The organism is Primorskyibacter sp. S87 (assembly GCF_049801055.1).
Taxonomy (GTDB): Bacteria; Pseudomonadota; Alphaproteobacteria; order Rhodobacterales; family Rhodobacteraceae; genus JBNAGF01.
The window spans coordinates 62,588-82,125 of sequence record NZ_JBNAGF010000012.1 but is presented as its reverse complement, the minus strand read 5'-3'; the positions used below and the strand labels follow the sequence as shown (position 1 = coordinate 82,125).

The 19,538-nt window shown below is 57.7% G+C and carries 21 protein-coding genes and 1 riboswitch; of the genes, 11 read left to right on the top strand and 10 right to left on the bottom strand.

All coding sequences use genetic code 11. From position 1 onward, the window contains the following. Positions 1 to 4: 4 nt before the first annotated feature. From ACP15U_RS17915 to ACP15U_RS17890, 6 genes are all read right to left on the bottom strand, one after another. Complete coding sequence (locus ACP15U_RS17915; protein ID WP_425046526.1) at positions 5 to 3,667, bottom strand: Hint domain-containing protein; 3,663 nt, start codon at positions 3,665 to 3,667, stop codon at positions 5 to 7. Between the two features lie 735 nt (positions 3,668 to 4,402). Beyond that, positions 4,403 to 5,053, bottom strand: coding sequence for an energy-coupling factor ABC transporter ATP-binding protein (locus ACP15U_RS17910; protein WP_425046525.1), 651 nt, complete (start codon positions 5,051 to 5,053; stop codon positions 4,403 to 4,405). Beyond that, positions 5,040 to 5,834: a cobalt ECF transporter T component CbiQ gene (gene cbiQ / locus ACP15U_RS17905; protein WP_425046524.1), complete on the bottom strand. Its 795-nt coding sequence runs from the start codon at positions 5,832 to 5,834 to the stop codon at positions 5,040 to 5,042. The genes ACP15U_RS17910 and cbiQ overlap by 14 nt, the downstream gene beginning before the upstream one ends. Positions 5,835 to 5,837: 3 nt before the next feature. Next, positions 5,838 to 6,419 (bottom strand): cobalt ABC transporter permease, encoded by a 582-nt coding sequence (locus ACP15U_RS17900; protein ID WP_425046523.1) that lies wholly within the window; start codon positions 6,417 to 6,419, stop codon positions 5,838 to 5,840. 3 nt (positions 6,420 to 6,422) lie between these two features. Continuing rightward, the gene (gene cbiM / locus ACP15U_RS17895; RefSeq protein ID WP_425046522.1) at positions 6,423 to 7,034 is read right to left on the bottom strand and encodes a cobalt transporter CbiM; all 612 of its coding nucleotides are present in this window, start codon (positions 7,032 to 7,034) and stop codon (positions 6,423 to 6,425) included. 12 nt (positions 7,035 to 7,046) lie between these two features. Further along, positions 7,047 to 7,832 carry a DUF4198 domain-containing protein gene (locus ACP15U_RS17890; RefSeq protein ID WP_425046521.1) on the bottom strand — a complete coding sequence of 262 codons (786 nt, stop codon included), beginning with the start codon at positions 7,830 to 7,832 and terminating at the stop codon, positions 7,047 to 7,049. 143 nt (positions 7,833 to 7,975) lie between these two features. Further along, a riboswitch (cobalamin riboswitch) is annotated at positions 7,976 to 8,182 on the bottom strand. A 305-nt stretch (positions 8,183 to 8,487) separates the two neighbouring features. Between ACP15U_RS17890 and napF the strand changes: the two genes are divergently transcribed. The 4 genes from napF to ACP15U_RS17870 all read left to right on the top strand — a co-directional run bounded on the left by napF (position 8,488) and on the right by ACP15U_RS17870 (position 10,335). After that, positions 8,488 to 9,000, top strand: coding sequence for a ferredoxin-type protein NapF (gene napF / locus ACP15U_RS17885; protein ID WP_425046520.1), 513 nt, complete (start codon positions 8,488 to 8,490; stop codon positions 8,998 to 9,000). Then, entirely contained in the window at positions 8,997 to 9,266 is a 270-nt protein-coding gene (locus ACP15U_RS17880; protein WP_425046519.1) for a chaperone NapD, read from the top strand. Before napF ends, ACP15U_RS17880 begins: the two co-directional genes overlap by 4 nt. Positions 9,267 to 9,283: 17 nt before the next feature. After that, a complete protein-coding gene (locus ACP15U_RS17875; RefSeq protein ID WP_425046518.1) occupies positions 9,284 to 9,439 on the top strand; it encodes a twin-arginine translocation signal domain-containing protein in 156 nt (51 codons plus the stop codon). 260 nt (positions 9,440 to 9,699) lie between these two features. Further along, the gene (locus ACP15U_RS17870) at positions 9,700 to 10,335 is read left to right on the top strand and encodes an NUDIX hydrolase (RefSeq protein WP_425046517.1); all 636 of its coding nucleotides are present in this window, start codon (positions 9,700 to 9,702) and stop codon (positions 10,333 to 10,335) included. A gap of 187 nt (positions 10,336 to 10,522) precedes the next feature. On the opposite strand, the gene ACP15U_RS17865 is transcribed toward ACP15U_RS17870, so the two are convergent. Together ACP15U_RS17865 and ACP15U_RS17860 are read right to left on the bottom strand one after the other, a co-directional pair. Continuing rightward, positions 10,523 to 12,025 (bottom strand): DUF1254 domain-containing protein, encoded by a 1,503-nt coding sequence (locus ACP15U_RS17865; protein ID WP_425046516.1) that lies wholly within the window; start codon positions 12,023 to 12,025, stop codon positions 10,523 to 10,525. A gap of 148 nt (positions 12,026 to 12,173) precedes the next feature. After that, positions 12,174 to 13,667, bottom strand: a complete 1,494-nt coding sequence (locus tag ACP15U_RS17860) for a DUF1214 domain-containing protein (RefSeq protein ID WP_425046515.1) — start codon at positions 13,665 to 13,667, stop codon at positions 12,174 to 12,176. Positions 13,668 to 13,777: 110 nt separating this feature from the next. Between ACP15U_RS17860 and ACP15U_RS17855 the strand changes: the two genes are divergently transcribed. From ACP15U_RS17855 to ACP15U_RS17835, 5 genes are all read left to right on the top strand, one after another. Next, positions 13,778 to 14,797 (top strand): AraC family transcriptional regulator ligand-binding domain-containing protein, encoded by a 1,020-nt coding sequence (locus tag ACP15U_RS17855; RefSeq protein WP_425046514.1) that lies wholly within the window; start codon positions 13,778 to 13,780, stop codon positions 14,795 to 14,797. Positions 14,798 to 14,998: 201 nt separating this feature from the next. Next, positions 14,999 to 15,304, top strand: coding sequence for a glycine zipper domain-containing protein (locus ACP15U_RS17850; RefSeq protein WP_425046513.1), 306 nt, complete (start codon positions 14,999 to 15,001; stop codon positions 15,302 to 15,304). 271 nt (positions 15,305 to 15,575) lie between these two features. After that, positions 15,576 to 16,043 (top strand): MarR family winged helix-turn-helix transcriptional regulator, encoded by a 468-nt coding sequence (locus ACP15U_RS17845; RefSeq protein ID WP_425046512.1) that lies wholly within the window; start codon positions 15,576 to 15,578, stop codon positions 16,041 to 16,043. Between the two features lie 22 nt (positions 16,044 to 16,065). Further along, entirely contained in the window at positions 16,066 to 16,968 is a 903-nt protein-coding gene (locus ACP15U_RS17840; protein WP_425046511.1) for an MBL fold metallo-hydrolase, read from the top strand. Positions 16,969 to 16,983: 15 nt separating this feature from the next. Next, on the top strand, positions 16,984 to 17,520 hold the full coding sequence (locus ACP15U_RS17835) for a cytochrome b (RefSeq protein ID WP_425046510.1): 537 nt from the start codon (positions 16,984 to 16,986) through the stop codon (positions 17,518 to 17,520). 73 nt (positions 17,521 to 17,593) lie between these two features. Here ACP15U_RS17835 and ACP15U_RS17830 read toward each other — a convergent pair whose 3' ends face one another. Beyond that, the gene (locus ACP15U_RS17830; RefSeq protein ID WP_425046509.1) at positions 17,594 to 18,358 is read right to left on the bottom strand and encodes a nuclear transport factor 2 family protein; all 765 of its coding nucleotides are present in this window, start codon (positions 18,356 to 18,358) and stop codon (positions 17,594 to 17,596) included. A gap of 181 nt (positions 18,359 to 18,539) precedes the next feature. Between ACP15U_RS17830 and ACP15U_RS17825 the strand changes: the two genes are divergently transcribed. Beyond that, a complete protein-coding gene (locus ACP15U_RS17825) occupies positions 18,540 to 18,917 on the top strand; it encodes a winged helix-turn-helix transcriptional regulator (protein WP_425046508.1) in 378 nt (125 codons plus the stop codon). Positions 18,918 to 19,081: 164 nt separating this feature from the next. Here ACP15U_RS17825 and ACP15U_RS17820 read toward each other — a convergent pair whose 3' ends face one another. Further along, a complete protein-coding gene (locus ACP15U_RS17820; RefSeq protein WP_425046598.1) occupies positions 19,082 to 19,360 on the bottom strand; it encodes a hypothetical protein in 279 nt (92 codons plus the stop codon). Here ACP15U_RS17820 and ACP15U_RS17815 point away from each other — a divergent pair. Then, positions 19,331 to 19,531 carry a helix-turn-helix domain-containing protein gene (locus ACP15U_RS17815; RefSeq protein WP_425046592.1) on the top strand — a complete coding sequence of 67 codons (201 nt, stop codon included), beginning with the start codon at positions 19,331 to 19,333 and terminating at the stop codon, positions 19,529 to 19,531. The genes ACP15U_RS17820 and ACP15U_RS17815 overlap by 30 nt on opposite strands. The last annotated feature ends 7 nt before the right edge of the window (positions 19,532 to 19,538 follow it).

Here is a 19,538-nt window from a genome sequence, read left to right as displayed (position 1 = left end):
GCCGTCAGTGGGTCAGTAGACGAGCCTCATGTTTCTTCAGCGAGCGCCGCGCTGACTGATAGGCTTCGAGTCCTTCGCGCGTCTCCAGTTCGGGGAACAGTTCGAAGATCTCTGTTCGCTGAGCATTGCCGATCCCCGCCAGTGAATGATCGCCCGGCTGGAAGCTCTCGGTCCAGGCGCCGTCCGAGAGCACAACCTCGTGCTGATCGAACATGAAGTGGATATAGGTCACGTCCGATACGTCGACGATATCAACCCCTTCGAGCCCGGTCAGATGCTTGGCTGCCACCAGAACTTCGCGTTCCTCGAAATAGAGCGCGGTCTTGTCATTGGCGACCAGCACCCGGTGATTGGGGCTGACCATCATGTCCCGTTCCGGCAAACCGTTCCCCAAAGCCCCTTTGCGGATCAGCACCGGGCGCAAATGGTGCGCGTGTTCTAGGTTTTCACCCGTGAGGGTCTTGCTGCCGATCCAGCGGATTTCCTGAATTCCGTTGTCACGCGTAATGACACGGTCTCCGACCTCAAGCGTTTCCACACGGCGTTCGCCTTTCGGGGTGGCAATCAGAGTGCCCGGCGTAAAGCAGACGATGACCCGTTCAAAATTGTAGAACTCTGCGGTGCCGGTCTCATCACCGAACGCATCGATGAAGGTCACCGTGCCGTCCTCGATGTCCGTTGGATCGTAATCCACCCGCAAGGTACCGCCCGGGTTGACCGCCTCGGCAGCGCCGGTCAGGTCGAGGACGTCGAAATCGGTGGCACCGGTCTCCCCACCATCGGCATAGTCATCCTGACCAAGTCCAGTCACGGTATCGGAATCGTCGCCGCCAAAGGCGAGGTCCCGTTCGCCATCGCCGAGCCCGAGGTCGATGGCGTCATTGCCTCCGCCACCAATCAGCAGGTCGCCGCCTGCGCCGCCCTGGATGATATCACCACCATCGCCGCCAAAGACGAAGTCGTTGCCGTCATTGCCGTTCAGGTTGTCATCACCGTCGCCGCCTTCGAGAACATCGTTGCCGATCCCTCCGTCAAGCCCGTCATTGCCATCGCCGCCAGACAGCTGGTCATTTCCGGATTCGCCAAAGATGAGGTCGTTGCCGTCTTCGCCGCGCAGCACGTCGTTGCCCGAGCCGCCCGCGACAAAGTCGTCGCCGCCCCCGGCAAAGACATCGTCATTGCCCAGCTCAGAAAAGATGTCGTCATCGCCGTCACCGGCATACACGATGTCATCATCAGGGGCTTCGCCGGGAAGTACCGCATCACCGTTGTCGATCATGTCGCCTTCGGGATCGCCGGTATAGGCAAGGTCGATCACGTCGCGACCGTCAGTGCCTTCAACGATACCCTGAATTGCGCGTGGTTCCACAACCGGCACGCCGGGCACATCCCCGACATCGTCATCCGAAGCCGGGCGCGGCGGAGCTGCCGACAGGGCGGAAACCGGATTGATGACATCCTCGACATAGATCACGTTCTCGATGTTTCGGAACGTCGCGGTGCCGGTAATTTCCAGCGTGTCGATGTCGTAGAAATCGATTGTGCCGGCTTCCGGGTCGGTCGGGTCATAATTGACGATGGCCGCGCCGTTCAGAACCAGCGTATCAACATCATCGCCGGTTTCACTGCCGTCAATATCGTCGCCGACGCCCACCTCGATGAACCAGTCGCGATCGGCGCCGCCGGTCATCACGTCGGCCCCTTCGGCCCCGTCGATGATATCGTTGCCCGTGCCGCCAACGATGGTGTCATCACCGTCATTGCCGAACAGAACGTCGCCCGCACCACCGGCAGTGTTGCCCTCGCCATCCTCTCCGTCGCCGAAGATCATGTCGTTGCCGGTGCCGCCCAGCACAAGGTCGCTGTCATTGCCGCCGACCGCCCGGTCATCGCCGGAGCCGCCGAGGATCACGTCGATGCCGTCGCCGCCTTCGACCGTGTCCCGACCATCGCCGCCGCCGAGAAGGTCGGTTGCACCGTCGCCACGAATGACGTCGTCGCCTTCGCCGCCCAGCACCAGATCAATGTCATCGCCGCCCGACAGTGTGTCGTCGCCATGTTCCCCCAAAATGATGTCGGAACCGGCCCCGCCCGACACCTCGTCATTGTCGATGCCGCCATCAAGGAAATCATCACCGGCGTCGCCGAATATAGTGTCACGATCATCCTGGCCAAAGATCGTGTCGTTTCCGTCACCGCCGCGGATTTCGTCGCGGCCATTGTCCTGCACCGGGTCTGCCGGACCGTCGGTGCCGTCATCGCGAATGTTCAGCGCATCCGGGAAGGCCGGGTCCAGACCGCCATAGACAAGGTCGTCTCCCGCCCCTGCGTTTATGGTGTCTGAACCCTCGCCCCCGACGATCTGGTCATTGCCGTCGCCGCCCCCGATTGCGTCGTCGTCCAAGCCGCCGTCGATGCTGTCATCGCCTGCACCGCCCCGGATAACGTCCATGTCGTCACCGGTTCGGATTTCGTCATTGCCTTCGCCCCCAAACACCGTATCGCGGTCATTGTAAGGGTCGAGATCGGCCGGAATTGCCGGGAATCCGGCATAGGATGGAAACCCGCGATCGGGCAGCGCATGTGCGGCTTTGCCCGAGGTGTCGATGATATCGTCGCCGTCACCGCCGTCGACGAGGTCATTTCCATCCCCGCCGGACAGGCTGTCATCGCCACCGTTCCCATAGATTTCATCATCGCCTTCGCCGCCAATCAGCGTGTCGTCGCCATCCGGGCCATCATCGATCATCGGCACGTCGAAATAGACATCTGTGACAACGATCCCGCTGTTGTCCGGGCCGGCCTGATCGTGGTCGATCTTGAGCTTCGAAACCGGGCCCGCGACCGTGACCAGAACCGAGTATTTGTCGGCATCCGCATCGTCGTATCCGCCCTTGCTGGTGGCGGTCTCCGCGCCGGCGACACCATCCTTGTCCGTCAACGTGATGCATGATCCGGCTTCGAGAACCACCTTGACCGGGTTCCCCTGTTCATCAAAGGCGCGGATCTTGACCCGGCCATCGCCGTCGAGGTCGTTGATCCGGAAGGAGACATTCTCCACTTCTGATGAAAACTCAAACACATAGAGGCCCGAGTTGTCGTCACCATTGAGCAGCGACTGCATGCCGCTTGTGTCGTCGGCAGCCGCTCCGTCGGTATTGATCCCCGACACAACCTGGCTGTCGGTCTCGAAGCTTGCCGTGGTCTTGGTCGATTGCAGGGCAGAGAATTTGACGGTGACATTGCCGGTACTCTGGCTGAAGCCAGCGCCAAGATCGTCCTCGTCATCCACCTGACCCCCATCATCCGGATCGGGTGCCAGATCCCATTTGAACACTTCGCGGGTCGCACCGGCCTTGCCACCCGGTGCCTTGCCATCGCCATACAGCACGTCGTCACCAGCTTCGCCATGCACCTCATCCGAGCCACTGCCGGCATAGACGGTGTCGTCACCAGCGCCTGCCATTAGCGTGTCATCGCCCGCTCCGGCCACGACAACATCGTCATCGGGCCCGTCACCGACAGGTGCATCGCCATTATCGATCATGTCGCCGTCCGGATCGCCGGTGTAAACCAGATCAATGCGGTCGTTTCCTGATGTCCCCTCGACGATTCCGTCGCGCGTTCCTGCGTCGGGTTTTGTCGGGGTTTTGTCATTGCCGGACATCTCGATCTCCTTCCGGGGCTCATTCGCGCCTGCCGCTGCTGCGGCTGTTCCTTTTCCCCTGAAAAAGCGATGCGCGGTCCGAGGCGATCCGCACAGAGCCGCTTAGCCCTTGGAGAAAGAGAAAGGCGCAAGAAACCCGCCCCCGAGGCCGCGACACAGCCGCCCCGGTTCGCGTGTCATGCAGCACGGCCATCGCTCGTGCCAACACGCGTCTCTTCTGCATCAAGTGATGCACGTTCCTGTGCGGTCGCCCCCACGACCAACAGACATCGCCCCCCAGTTGGGCTTGGTTCTTGATACCCAAGCGGCAAAACCCGGCAAAGCGAAAAGTCGCCACAAATCCGCCACATTACGTCGGATTCGCCTCCCCAAATGGGGGGTCGTAGCGTCAATTTTTCGCCATTAGATTGTGCATTGTTTCGAAAACTGCAGCATAGAGTCCTGCCGAGCAGACCTTCACAGGGGTTTTGGGCGGCCAAAGGTCGATTTTGACCGATTTGACCCCCCAGTTTGTTCACCAATAGGAGACAATTGAATTGCGGCCCCAAAGCCGCCTTAATTTGAGGGCATTTCGCCACAAATCTGCCGCGATTAGCCCCATTTCTGAACGCAATACCGAAATTTCGCGCCCATTGTCTCCAATCGGAATGGCAATCCTGCTCATTTTGGCCACGAATCAATCAAGGCAAAGACCCTGTACGAGGCCAAGACTTGATATTGACGCCAAGCAATCCGTCAGAGCCGGATCAGTTGCCCTTTCTCCAGCGCGTAGCTGTCGGGTGCGATTTTCTGCCGGAACTCCGGCGAATGGGTAACCAGCAACAAGGGCAGTTCGAGCCCTCCCAGAATTTCAACCAGCCGCGCTTCGTTCTTGACGTCAAGCGCGTTCGTCGGTTCGTCCAGCAGCAGGATCTCGGGCTGCATCGCCAGTACGGTTGCCAGCGTCACCAGCCGCTTCTCCCCTCCTGACAACTTGTGCGTGACCCGGTCACGCAGGTGCATCAGGTCCAGTGAACACAGCACATTGTCGACGATCTCAAGCGCGTCTTCCCGGCTGCGACCCAGATTCAGCGGGCCGAAAGCAACGTCTTCGGCAACGGTCGGGCAGAACAGCTGGTCATCGGCGTCCTGAAACACGAAACCCACACGGCGGCGCACTTCGTGAAAGTCATCCTCGACCCGCCGATCCTGCCCAAAGGCGGTAACCCTGCCGGAATCCGGTGTCAGCAACCCGACAATCATGCGCAGCAATGTCGACTTTCCGGCGCCGTTCGGACCGGTGATCGATAGCCGCTCGCCTTCGTTGAGCGTCAGAGTCGCCCCATTAAGCACGGAGTCATGGCCGGGATAGGCGAAATGAACATCGGACAGTTCAATCAGCGACATGGGCGACCTCCAGGCCGATCAGGGCCAGCAGGACGGCGCATACCGTTGCTATGAACAAATGGTCAATGCGGCGCAGGCGAAAGCGCTCCAGCACCACGAGGCGGCCCGAGAAGCCCCGGCATTTCATCGCCTCGAGAATCCGCTCCGAACGTTCCACCGCCCGCACCAGCATCATGCCCACGAGATAGCCAAAGCTGCGATAAGTGTGCCAGTTGGTGCCGGGTCGAAAGCCGCGCAGGCGCATGGCGGTGCGAAGACGCAGGTATTCCTCGCGCAGAACCTCGATATAGCGGATGGTAAAGAGCAGCAGGTGAACAAGCCGGTCCGGGCAGCGCAGCTTGTGCAGCGCGTGGCCCAAAGTGACCGGCTCCATCGTGCCCACCAGCGTCATCAGCGCCAGCACAACGGCATTGGCGGTCAGCGCGATCTCGATGGCGCGCCAGAGCCCTTCCCACGACGCCGGATAACCCCAGAGCGTGAAGATTGGCGTGCCAGGCATGGTGAACGGCAGCATCACCAGCATAAACAGAATGAACCCGTCCATGGCCGCGACCCGCCGGAGCGTCGGGCGCGGCGGCAGTTGTGAAACCGCCAACAGGCTCAGCGAAATACAAAGCGCCGCCGCCAGCGCCTCAAAGCGCGAAAGCGACACGACGGTTGCGGCATAGGCGACGGCGGCCACGATCCGCACCCGCGGGTCGATCTCGCCGATCAGGCCTACGGCAAAGCTGGCGCCGGTCTTGGACTGGGTTTTTGCTCCTGCGGACAACACCTGGTTCATCGGTCAGCCCGCCAGTTTCAGTTTGCGCCGGGCGGCAAGATAGAACCCAAGGCCAAACAGGCCAAAGATGTACCCGATCCCGCCAAGGATGGTCTGAAGATCGTTCTTTTCCTTGTATGCAGCTATCTCGCGTCGCAGGGATCTGGTTTCGTCCCGCACGATGGTGGCAATTACCGCGCGCTCTTCGTCGGACAGCGAAGCAACCGCAACTGTGCCTTTGGCGACAGCGTTGGGCTTGGTCGCAACGGGCTCTTCAGCCGCGACGCCCAGTATGGCGGCCACTTCGTCGGCGGGCATGGTGATATTTGCGACGTGACCGGCGCCGAGATCGGAATAGAAGCGATGGGCCACAGGCTGTTCCGGGGCAAAGACAAAGAACCCATCCTCGTCCGTGATCGTTTCGCCCAGTCGGTTGCCTTCGCCATCGAACACCTCGACCGGCTGGTTCGAAGCCATTTCACCGTTTGAAAGACCGATCTCACCTTCGATCATGTTGCCCGAGGCAAAAACCGACGCGATCACCTTGTGCGCCAAGGCCGGCGCCGCAGCAAAGAGCAGGACAAAGAGGAGGAGCGCACGGGTCATGCCTCAGGCCCCCTTCACGGAAACAAAGAGATCCGGCTTGACCTTGCGCGCAAGATAAATCGCCGCTGCGGACAACAGCCCTTCGATCACCATCACCGGAATATGGGCAAAGAAAACCAGTTTTGCGGCCGGCAGGAATTCTTCGCCGGTCAGGGCCAGCGAGACAGCAACAAACACCGTTGTCAGCCCGATCGACAAGGCCCCGCCGATCCCGGCCCAGATCGCACCCGTCATTGGTGTGCCGCTGACGACCAACCGGCCGAACAGCATCCAGACAATTACTGCGGGCATCGCGATGTTGAACGCGTTGACACCCAAAACGGTCAACCCACCGAAACCGAAGAACACTGCCTGCAGCAAAAGCCCCACGAACAGTGCCGGAAAAGCCGCCCAGCCGAGCACCAGCCCGGCCAGGCCATTCATGATGAGATGCACCGAAGACGGCCCGATCGGAACGTGGATCAGCGACGCTACGAAAAAGCTGGCCGACAGCACACCGGCGGCCGGGATCTTCTCGACCGGGAGTTGCCGCAGCCCCATCGCCAGCCCGCCCACGGCAAGCGCAGCGCCGCCGAGGATCACGGGTGTGGACAGGGCTCCGTCTACGATGTGCATGCGCCGGGCTCCCTATTCCAGGTTATGCGCGCGAATCCAGATCACCGCATCCTGGCTGAGTTCCTTGCCTTCGAACTCGGTATCGGGCCCGGATCCGAGCGCGGCGAATCCCCAGTACCCTGCCTTGGCAATGCCAAATGTGAAATAGCCGTTTGCGTCCGAAATGGCGACGATCGCGCCACCGGGCATCGGCGCGGCAGTCACCGGCTTGGTCCCGTCACCATCCAGCCGCGGTTCGGCAGCCATATACTCTACTTCGATCTCCGCACCGGAAACGGGCTCACCTCCGGACAAAACACGGCCGGTGAAGGTTGACCCGGCAATCACGTTGTAGGGCTTGTTGAGCGGCATGATCTCGGTCTTGAGCCCGACCGGCTGATCCCAATCTGTGGGCAGCTCGTTGCGGTTCAGAAAAACCTTGGTGATTTGCTGGATATATTTATCTTCGCTTTCCTCGAAATAGGGCTGCGGAACGGTCACCAGCACGTAGTCGCCTGATCGCTTCACCGGCACGCTCCCGGTTAACGCGGCCCCTTCGTTTTCGCCGGCGCGAAAGCGGGACGGTTGCAACCGGTCCATCAGATCCACCTTCTCGCCCTTGTGGATCATGTAGAATGCCTGCGGCATTTCCAGATCCATCACGTGACCGTTGGACTGTGGGTGCCAGAAAATCAGCTTGACCGGCACGTCCCCGGGACGGTCGATCATGGCGGTTTCTGTGTAGTTGAGTAGAAAATGCGCCCCCGCAAGCGAGGGGATTGAAATGGCAGCGGCGGCGGCCAATAGGGTCTTCTTCATCTGACGTCCTTCATCGAAACCGACGACCCCAATGGGATCGCCTGAACAGAAGGGACGAACGGGAGGATGCGGCAAGGGCCGGGCCTTGTCAGGTCCGGCACGAGCCAGACGCCCACCCCGGCGTCCGGTTGCTTTGGCCCCGTGAAGGGCCTGAACATCCGGCAGGTCTCCTGACTTGCGGCTCTTCGCTTGGCTGGCCTTCCCGGATCTCTCCAGTGGCATGATCAGCCGCGCTCACCGCCTACAGTTGCGGGGGCAGTCCCGGATTTGGCCAGACAAGTCAGGCCGCACCGTGTTCCCTTTTGCTTCCACAGGGCAATGCCTGCGGAACCGAATGTCCGGCGCTTATGCCAAATCCGGGCTTGCTGCGTCAATCTGCAAAATCGGAACCCGGACGAACATCCCTGCCGATGGTGAAACCGTCGCCGTCCTCAGTATGTTGCGGCAGTCTGAAATAGCGGTTCCCGGCTCATTGGAATACGATGACCCACACAAGTTGACGCATCGTAAGCCTCTGTGATTCCACCGTCTTAAAGGTGACTCAAATTGGCTAATTTTCGAATCCAACATGATCTGAATCAATAACAGTTCCAAAAATTTCAGTTAGTGGTCGCCCACAGGCAATTTGCGATAGCCACAAAAATGGGAGCCACGCGTGCCGCACAATCCGAACAGACGCTCTTTTTTGAAGGGCGGGTTCAATTCCAGCGTGGAAATGCGCCCGTTTGGGGCGCTACCGGATTCGGTATTTTTCGACACGTGTGCGCGCTGCGGCGATTGCGGTCCGGCTTGCCCCGAATCCATTATCGAATTTGATTCCGACGGATTTCCAAAGGTCGACTTCAAAGCCGGGAAATGCACGTTCTGCGGCGAGTGTATCGATGTCTGCGAACCCGAAGCGCTGAGACGTGATCAGGACTGGGCATGGAAGGCCAGTGTGGAAAGCGGGTGCCTGTCGCTCAACTCCGTTCAATGCCGCACCTGTCAGGACTTCTGCGACCACGGTGCAATCCGATTTCAGCTCAGGACCGGTGGACGCGCGCAACCGGTTCTTGATGCAGATTTGTGCACGGGCTGTGGCGGATGCGCCGCGTCCTGCCCGGTGGATGCTATCAGTTTCGAACACCCCCCTCAAAAGCCCACGCAACAGATGGAGACCTGTGCATGACTAATATCTGCGGTTGCCTGGTCCACGCCATGCCCGAGATGACCGAGCAGGTCATTGCAGCGATCAATGAAACCCAAGGCGGAGAGGTGCATGCCCATGATCAGGGCCGCATCGTCGTCACCGTCGAAGACACGGAAACCCAGCGTGCCTCGGATCAGATCATGGACATGCATCAGATCCCCGGCGTGCTGACCGTCACGCTCACCTATCACCATTTCGAGGATCTGGACGAAAGCGCCGATGCCCTCGTCCAACCCAAACACTGAACGGGAGACCAGTCCCCATGACCAAGCACAGCAAACTGCCAACGTCCCGCCGATCGTTCCTCAAGGCATCCGCAGCGGCCGCTACCGCTTCGGCGGCGGGTTGTAGGTGTGCGCATAACGCTGCATCCCTTCCATTGATTTCATTGAGGAAATTTTCAGAGTTTCGCCCATAATATTGCACAGCGTTTGCGCATAACTTTGCACGATTTGCCCATAAAGTTGCACTATCACCTGAACTCGCCACCTCATTGGGCGAGAGACGTCAGGGAGATCAACTTTGAGGCATTGATTCTCTAGTATTAAGTGCATTTGTCGCCGCAAGGTGCAAGATTTAGTTGTGGCAGGCTCGCCGATTGCCCTTCTTGCTTTGAAGGCCCTCAGGTGGGAGGAGTAGGTATTCTCCGGCCGGAGTTTTTTAAGATTGGATCGTCTAGTGCAGCCCTTTGTATTCAGCCCTGATCTGCTGTCGCAGCTCCAAGTCAATCTTGGGAGTTTTTCGGCCCAGACGGTCGAGCAAAGCGGATTGCGAGATGCTGCTGTGGCAATCGTAGTTACTGAGCACCAGGAAACGGGTGAGGCCTGCGTGTTGATGACTTTGAGGCCCCCGAAGCTCAACCGCCACGGCGGTCAGTACGCCTTGCCTGGCGGCCGCCTGGACGAAGGTGAGCTTGTGGTTGATGCCGCCCTCAGGGAGTTGCACGAAGAACTGGGTTTGGATCTGGGTGCAGATAGCGTTTTGGGCCAGCTCGACCAGTTTCCAACCAGGTCTGGGTTCAGAATTTCGCCGATTGTTGTGCGGGCTTCTGGGGAGGTGGAGTTGCGCCCAGACCCGTCCGAGGTTGCGAAAGTGTTCCACTTGCCTTTGCGGGAGCTTGATAGTCCCGATATCCCAAGACTTGAGGAAAGCGGCAACAGCGAACACCCGGTGCTGTCGGCTTTCTTCCCGACGTTGGGGCACTACATGTATGCTCCTACGGCAGCCATTCTCTATCAGTTTCGAGAAATCGCTCTACGGGGCAAGACAACCCGAGTCTCGCATTTCGACCAACCGACCTTCGCTTGGAAGTAACTGGTTCACTCCCGGAAAGCGGACTCTCCCCTCAGGTAGCGGTCGCCTATGGCAACAATGCGCAGAAACCTGACTTTGCAAAGTGTAGCGAGCGGCCTGATCTCGATGCGTGTAGACGGCTCCGTCTATTCGCTAGACGGAGCCGCAAACAATCTACTATTTACTGAACCTGCGTGGTTGTTCCATCTCACTCAACCAGTTCGAAGTCGCCTGGTTTCCAGCTCTTGTCGAACCAGGGTTCCAGCGGGCCGTAAAGACGCATCATCACATTGAAGCTTTTGCCGGGCATGGTTTGGGCCCAGTTGTTTTCCCATCCCTCAGGAGCCTCTGGCCCAACATAGATCGTGTAGCTACCGTCCTCGTTGGGCTTGATACCCGGGCGGTTCGAGTCGATGCCACCAGACTGCTGGTCGGTTTCTAGAATGGAGCGGGTTTGTCCGCTATAGAGCATGAATGACCAGAAGTTCTTGGCCGGAACCGGCCCAGGAAGCGTCACCTTGTAGGTCTTGGACCCATCGAGATAGGCGCCATCTCCGTCTCTTGCAGTCATCGCATAAACCGATCCGGAACCAACAGGAGGTGCTGTCATTGCAGGCGTGATCCCCGTTGCCATGTAGAAGAAATAGGTCCTGTCATCCAGAATGCGGGCGCTGTCTTGCAGGAACTGGTAGCTCTGGCGCTGGAACGGCGAGTTCCACTGGCGGTCTTCATAGAAGAATACCCCAGGATCGCGGGAGGCGTAGGTGATGGCACGGGCCGTGGCATTTGCGATGGCCGCAGCCTCGGTCATAATCCCTTTCATACGCTCATCTGGTTCGAAGGGCTCGCCTTTCTTGAGACCAATGGAAGCAAATGTGCCAAGGATCTCGGGCGCGAAGGCATCCTCGGGATTGTTCTCCAGGGCAACATGGATCTCCTCGAAGAAGTCCGAGTTGTTGGCGTGAACCGTGTTGTACTGCACGCCGGAGAGGTTGTGGAACGTCTCGGCTGGTGGGTTAGCGGCCTCGCTGAGCGGATAAACGTTCAGGCCAGCCTTGATCTCGGCAACCGGACCTTCGGTTTCCCCGTTCGGGCCCGGCGAACGCCTCAGCAACAGCCAATGTTCATAGGTCTTGGTGCGCAGCTCGAAATACCCCTCGGGCACCGGCGTTCCATCGTCCTTGTGTATCAGAAGGTACTTGCCGCCCTTGCCTTCGTCAGCGCCTAGAACACCGATGTCGGCGACATAATCGAAGGCTGCATCATCAATGAGACCGAGCAGACCGGCAGGAACCTCAACAACCATTGGACCTTTGGAAATGTCCACATTGGAGCCGATGTAAATCGTCGTGGTGTTGGGGGTGAGCCAGATCGATTTGGCATCCATCAAGGTTTCCTTGATGATGATCTCGTTGGGTTGTGCGCCAGCATCTTCGTAGCCCTGGAACATTCCGCGCAGCGAGGCGATCTTCATCCCGTCCAGGAAAGCTGTGGTCGCCCGAACCAGGTCGAGATTGTCGAACACTTTATCGACCGTTTCCGGCGACGGCATTCCGTCGAAGAACTCCAGACGACCCAGCGTGTCTGTTTCAACAACATCCGGTGTCAGAACGTTTTCGGGGACGTCCGCGGCATATTTGGGCGCGTCTGCAAGGGCAAAGGTCGAGGTGATTGCCAGCGCCGTACTGGCCATCAGGGTGGTGAATTTCATTGGTGTGTCTCCTGTTTGTGTGCGAGCCGAGCATCACCAGTTTTGCGCCGGGATTTCTTTGGACTTCGGGTCACGATGTGCGTAGTTGGGTCAGGATTGCGAGTTCTTTGGCCTTTCGCCGATGCTATTCCGGCGAAAGACACATGGTTCAGTTGACCTTTTCCAGATCCGGCAGAATCCATCCGCTTTCCAGCCAGCCCTCTTCCGGGCCATAGAGCCGGAACAGAAGGAAGTAGGGTTCCGTCGTCGGAACCCAGTTGCTCTCCTTGCCACCCGGCGCAGTAGGCCCGAAGTAGATGTCGTAGGAGCCATCTTCATTGACCTGCATGCTGCCGGTATCACGCTCTGAGAGACCTACAGGCTCGACATTGCGGATGAAGCTCTTGGTCTCCATCGAATAGACGATCACTGACCAGAAATCCTTGGCCGGCGTGTCAGCCGGGACATTCAGCCTGTAGGTGGCATTGTGGTCATACATCTCACCATCGCTGTCGCGCAGACCGGTCAGGTAAAACGTTCCGCCGCCGAGTTGCTTCGGCAGGTAGGTGATCCAAAAGTAACTCCCACCGGCCCGGTCATCCACCAGAACCTCGGTCTCAGTCTCATAGGGGAAGCCCGCTTGGGGTTGCCCTTCGGCAAAGTCCCAGATCAGCCATTGGGTTTTCAGCGCTCCACTGTCATCGACCCAAAGGGGCACGGTCGCCAGCCCAGGTTCGACGAAATAGCGTTGCATTGCGGCGTAAGCCAGGACGAGGCCCTCATCCATCGCCTTCAACTGCCGTTCGGTTGGCTCGAACGGTTTACCCTTCTCGATCCCGAGATCCTTGAGGAAGTTTACCATGACCTTGTCTTGCGGACGGACCGGGTTGCCCTGAAGCCAGTCGTTTAGGTCCTGAAAGAAGGTATGGTTGTAATAAGGCAGCGAGTCGTAGGGCACCTCTGAGGCTTCGTGATAGGTGTTCGGCGGCGGGTTGTCGGCCTCTGACAGATAGTAGACTTTGATCGTCTGCGCATAGGCCGCCGCGTCGAGATCGGTCGCCCCATTGTAGAGCCTGGGCCGGAACGAAAACCCGTATTCGTAGGTATCGGTCTCAAACGGCATGTAACCGGCGTCAGCAAGTTCCTCGACAGACATGTCGCCGTCATAGTCGGGCGGCAGCATCAGGTACTTTCCGCCCTTGCCTTTGTCATGCCCGTCCGGGCCAACATCGGTAATCGGCACGTCCCAGGCATTCACAATCGACCCGAAATAGCTGACGTTCTCGGTCGCCGCCGGGACCTCGATCACCAGGGGGCCGGGTTCGGAGGTCATCGAGGCCCAGGCATAGGCAGTCACGTCATTGGCCGTCAGGAAGCCGTGTTTGGAATCAAACGGCTTGTTCAGATAAGCGATATCGTTGTAATCGCCCCCGAGGTCGCGACGGATACCTTTCAGGAAGTCGACCATACCGGCGGCGGGCATGCCCCAGATCGCGGCCTGCGTCGCCCGCTGCACAAGCATCTGGTATTCAATATCTTCGACCTCAGCTGAACGCGCCAGGATATTGCCGGTATCATTGAATGTTTGCGCCGGGGCGGTTTGCGCTGCGACCGACAGGCCTACGGCAAGTGCAAGTGCGGAAACGGATTTTAGTGGCGACATGGGCCTCTCCCTGAAAATGCGTGCGAGCGAAACAGGGACAACTATCGCACAAAGTTGATTGTCAGAAATATCATTTCACGACAGACTGTCGGTAATTTCACGGGGACAACATGACGTCGTTTTCACCTGCAATGATCAGCGCCAAGTCGCTTGGGGCTATGCCCATGTTTGCCGTCAGAGAGCTTGGCGAGAAGAAAACCCATCAGCTTCTGTCAGACGCTGGTCTGGTCGAACGCTTTGTGACCGAGCGAAATGGGTATATTCCGGAGTATTCCCTCTGCGCCTTTATCGAACGGGTAAGCCGTGAATTGGGCGAAGATCAACTTGGCCTGTTATTTGCCCCGTTCCTGACCGTCGCAGACTACGGCGCCTGGGGTGACTACGTACTATCTGCTCCGGATCTCAGAACAGCGCTGAAACGAGCGCAGCAGGAGATGAAGCTGCATTCCAGTGCGGATCGGGTGGAGTTTGTTATCTATGGCAATCTGGTTTCCTACGCCTACAAATTCGGGCTCAAGTCTCATTCCAGCTATCAGGATATTGCCTTCAGCGCAGTGGCGTCGATGCTGAGCATTCCTCGGCACTATCTTGGACAAAACTGGTCGCCTGCGAAGATTGAGTTCGACTTTCCCAAATCGCAGAAATCCGGCATGGCGGAAGAGGTGTTTGGCTGCCCTGTCTCCTTCGGCGGTTCGAGTCTGCGTCTGTTGTTTGATACCTCGGTTTTGAGCACACCAAACTCACCCAATCATTCGATCCAGTCCACCACACGTCACGACATAATAAGGGAGCGTTCGACACCTCCCGAAGACATACTGGCTTCGGTCGACGCTGTTGTTCATTTGCACGTAGCCGATGGGGGCGCCTCTCTTGAACGTCTCGCACAGGCAACAGGTGTCGGCCCGCGAAGACTTCAAAGGCACCTCGCAAAGCAAGGAACAGGGTTTCGGGAGGTCCTGGCCAAAGCCCGCATGGAACGGGCGGTTGAGCTGCTGGAGCTGAAAGGAAACTCGGTCGCAACAGTCTCCGAAGCCTTGGGGTACAATGAGCCCGGCAACTTCTCACGCGCATTCACTCAATTCTTCGGAGCTTCGCCAACGAAGTACCTCAAAGGGCGAGATCGACTTTGAACCTGATCTGACGCCTCCATCTGGGAGGCCAGTCAGAGAGAAAAGCATTCGCTCTGTCACCTTCGGTTTGGCCTAAGTCACGTGCTGTCCCAAGTTCACGCCAGTTTGTCCCAACGCCGAAATCATCTCTGCGCGGGTTCCCTTTAATTCAATGTCAGAAGGCGGACACTGAAAGACGCCACTGCCAGAAAGGTTGGAACCATGACAAACGCACGCAGAACCACACTTCTTTCCACTCTCGCAGCAGCCCTGGTGCTGGCCCTGCCGATGACGGCACAGGCTGATTATGTTGCCGAAAAGGCCGTCAGGGGTGCCGTGGCCGGTGCTGTCGTTGCCGAAGTAACCGGCGGGGACGCTGCTGAAGGGGCCGCCGTTGGGGCCGCCGTCGGTGCAGCGGCGGGAGTTGTTCAGCGGAATGATTTGGAAGACCGCTACGACAATCCCCATCACAACAATCACAAGGCCCACAACAACGGCCGCGCCAGGGGGCATCACAAGCACCGCTAACCCCCGCATCATTTAGATACCAGAACAAAGACAACCGGAACGGTTTACCCCTTCCAACCTGGGCCGGAGACCTCTGGCCTTCTGCCTCAACCCCGATCAGCCCCGTGTTGATCGGGGTTGTTTCTGTTTCAACTGGATGAGGCGTTATCAAGGTCCGGTTAGGGCTGCTTTCAGACCTCTGCCTCAGATGCTTGGCCTATGGCCATGCGATCTGAGGCATTTGTGGCTCTCTTTAATTGACACAAGCAACTATTGTGACTATCAATTATATATGAACGTTGAAAACACTGCGCCCGAATCCCGCTCCATCCACGACAGTCTGGGCTACTGGACGTCCCTGATGGCCCGAACCATGGAGGCTGAGTTTAACCAGCGGCTCTCAGAATTTGGGGTCACGCGAGTGAGCTGGGCTGTTTTGGGTGCCGTGCACTATGATGGGATCACCACACCGTCTGAATTGGCCAAGTTCCTAGGCATCGACAGGGCCGCCATCACCCGCCTTCTCGACAAACTTGTGGCGCAAGATCTGGTTTCAAGGGACCAGAAGGAAAACGACCGAAGGTCCATTTCACTCCAAGTGACACCTAAAGGGGCGTCCCTGGCGGTGGAACTTTCCAGAATATCCAAAGCCGTGAACGCTCAGTTTAGTGACGGTCTGAGCGATGAAGAGATCGAGCAGTACCTCGTTACGGTTCGCAAGATGCTGAACAACAGCAAAGTGACCGCAGGAACCCTCTGACTGTCTTTCACAGGAGACTGACATGAAACGCTTTATTCAATCCGCCTTTCTGGCGGTATCGGTCGCGCTTTCCGCACCCGCACTGGCGGCTTCGGACTACCCGACAAACGAACTGATGGGAGGCGAAGCCTTTGGCCACAGCGTCAAACATATCGGCAACGACATCTATGTGTTCCGCTGGTGGGTCTACCGCAACTTTTTCATCGTCACGGATGAGGGGGTCATCGCAACAGATCCCATGAACCCCAAAGCGGCGAGTCTCCTGAAAGAAGAGATCGCCAGGATCACGGACAAACCTATTCGCTACGTGCTTTACAGTCACAACCACCATGACCACATCAGCGGCGGGGTGGTGCTGGACGATGAAGGTGTTGAGTTTATCGGCCACGAAAACGTGGCAAAGGAACTGACGGATCATCCCAACCCGACCCTTCCCGCACCGGATATCACCTTCTCGGATCGCTATTCAGTTGAACTGGGCGGGCGCCGGGTTGATCTGGAATATTACGGGCCAAATCACGGCGACAGCCTTGCGATCATGCGCCTACCCGAGGAGAAAATCATCTTCGTGGTGGATATTGTGACCCCCCGGCGCGTTGCTTTCCGGATCATGCCCGACTTCTGGCCGGATGAATGGGTGCGAACTCTGAAAGAGATCGAGGCCACGGACTTTGACTATGTCATCTCCGGTCACGGCCCTGAAACCGAGCCTGCCATCGAACCGGCATCCGTTGTCCGGGAACAGCGGGAATATATCGAGGATCTGATGGCGGCCGTGAAGGCGGAAATGGATGCCGGCACCCATAGCCCGGATGCCCTCCAGAAGAAGGTCAGGTTGCCGAAATACGAAAACTGGCGCTCATACGACGCCTGGCTGCCAATGAATGTAGAGCGCATCTGGGCGTTCTATCACATGGGCTGGTGAGGAAAGGATTTAGAGATGACAACGTCCACGAATAGATACAATTCCATTCAGGTTGCCCTGCATTGGCTTTCCGCACTGCTGATCCTGTTCATGTTGGTCATGGGAACTTTTGCCCTGTCCAAATTGCCCAACGCCGACCCGGCAAAACTGATGGCCCTTCGTGGTCATATGATGTTTGGCGGGGTGATCTTGTTGCTGACCATCATCAGGATCATCTGGCGCAAGATCAGCGAACAACCTCCTCACGCCACCACTGGAAATGCTGCTTTGGACAAATTGGGCGTCGCAACGCATGTCTCCCTCAATCTGCTGACCCTGTTGGTCGCCGGAAGCGGCATTGGGACCGCAATGCAGGCTGGATTGCCGGGAGTTGTGTTTGGTGGCGAAGGCAGTTTGCCACCCGACTTTTCCATTTACTCAGCACGAATTGCCCATGGGATTTTCACAAAACTGCTGTTTGCCCTAATCGCCCTGCATGTCGCCGGCGCAATTTACCACCAGTTTGTAGTCAAAGACCGACTGTTCTCTCGTGTTTGGTTCGGAAGGGGTTAGGCAAGCCGCTTCCAGTGACCACCGGCCTGGTTGGCGGGCCAGCAGATCCTGACCCGCCATTCCTCGCCGGCTATTAAAACTTTCCGTTCCCGTGCACCATCTCCGCAGGGGTGGGCGCAACGACATCCCAGTGCTCTACGATCTTGCCATCCTCAACCCGCCATAGGTCGAAGAAAGCCCAGGGTTTCTCGCTGACGGTGGCATCGGACGCAACGAAGACAAAGTTGCCTTCTGCCACAACGATCTGCGGCTCGAACTTGGTGATGACATTCCCCTGTTCAGCCCAGGCCTTGGTGCCCTCAAACAAACCATCGAGGCCATCAGCGAGATTGGGATTGTGCTGCATGTAGACCTCGGAATACATCGGCGCCTTTTCTGGCGCCGCACCGCCCAGGACATCGCGCACAAATCCAAGAACCAACGCCTTGTTTTCTTCGGTTTTGTCGAGATCAGTGATCTCGGTCGCACCATCGGTCATACCCCGGCCCGACATTGTTGTTTCGGGAACTGGCTGCAAGTTATCCCAATGCTCGGCAACTTTGCCGTTCTCCACCCGGAAAACGTCAAACGCTGCAAGCGTCGGTGCGCCAAAGGCGTCTGCGTTATCAAAAGTGCTGTGCAGCACGACCATGTCACCTTCGGTAATGATCCTATGGTTGGTTGCAGTCATCCCGGATTGCTCGACCAGAGGTATCAAGCCTACCAGCCCGTCGGCGCCGGTCGGGATCTGTGGGTTGTGTTGAACATAGTCCGGCGTAACCAGTTGCCGCGTCGCTTCCGGGTCGTGTTCGATGAAGGCCGCGGTGAAAAGGGCGATGACGAGTTCTGTGGGAGACATGGTTTTACCTTTCGATTCGTATCCTCTCACTACGTGGTATCAAAACAGTACCACATTGCAATTACGTACTTTAAACTGACTAGGTATGCCCAACACTACCAGACATAGTATCAAGGTGTTGCGCAGAGGGTGGCACTGGATTACTGTGTAGGCAAGTTTTGAAACACTACCAGAGATTGAGATGCTACCAATAGGTGTTGCTAACAAAGCTGAAGCGTCCAACTGCGCCATTCGCTCCGTGCTGTCCAATGTGACGGGCAAATGGCGAATGATCATCATCCTTGCGCTGGAGGATGAGCCGAAACGCTTTGGCGACCTCAAGCGCTGCATCGGAGACGTCACACAAAGTGTACTGACCGAAAACCTGCGTGGATTGCAGCGTGACGGTTACCTGACCCGCACTGTCGATCCAGGGCCACCAGTGGCCGTATCCTATGAATTGACGCCTTTGGGCCGCAGTTTACTCGAGATGCTCAAGCCACTTGTCTTCTGGTCGCATGAGCAGATGGATGAAGTCAGGCAGTTTCGCATGCAATACGACCGGAAGAAGTCGAGTTGACCTCTAAGCGGACCGGGCCTGAAAATTCCATCGGAATTGCTGCACCGTTCGGCCGAATAGGTACGGCAAACGTTGGCTTAGGGCAGATGCTTGGCATCGCACCATTGTCTGCCTATTTGCCGGAGAAGGCGGAGGTCAGATTGCTACGACCTCCACCAATGGGTTTATGCGTTGAAGAACTCAGCCACAGCATCAGTCGATGCTTTCACGGCCTCCGGCGTGTAGTAGAAGTCAACATGGCTGAACTCGTCAAAGGCCAGCTCCTTGTGCTCGTTGGTCAGTTTCTCGACGAACGCGGTTGAGCAAATCGCGGTGAAGGCCGACTTGCTGTAAATGGTCAGCGAAGGCTGCACGATCTTGTCGGCATAGTGCTCGCCGATGGAGATCAGAGATTGCATGCCCTGGTCACCGATATGCGCGTTGGTGAAGGTCGGAACCGCCACCGGGCCTTTGACTCCGTCTCGACCGTAGTAGTCATAGGTTTCCTTGCCAGTTCTTCAAACACTGTCGCTTCCATTGCTGAAAGCCTCGGATATACGAACAGTTCTAATTTCACACGAGCGTTTCGAGGTTGGACAGGAAAGTCGCCTCGAGACTTTCGGAAGGCTCGCTAAACGGCCA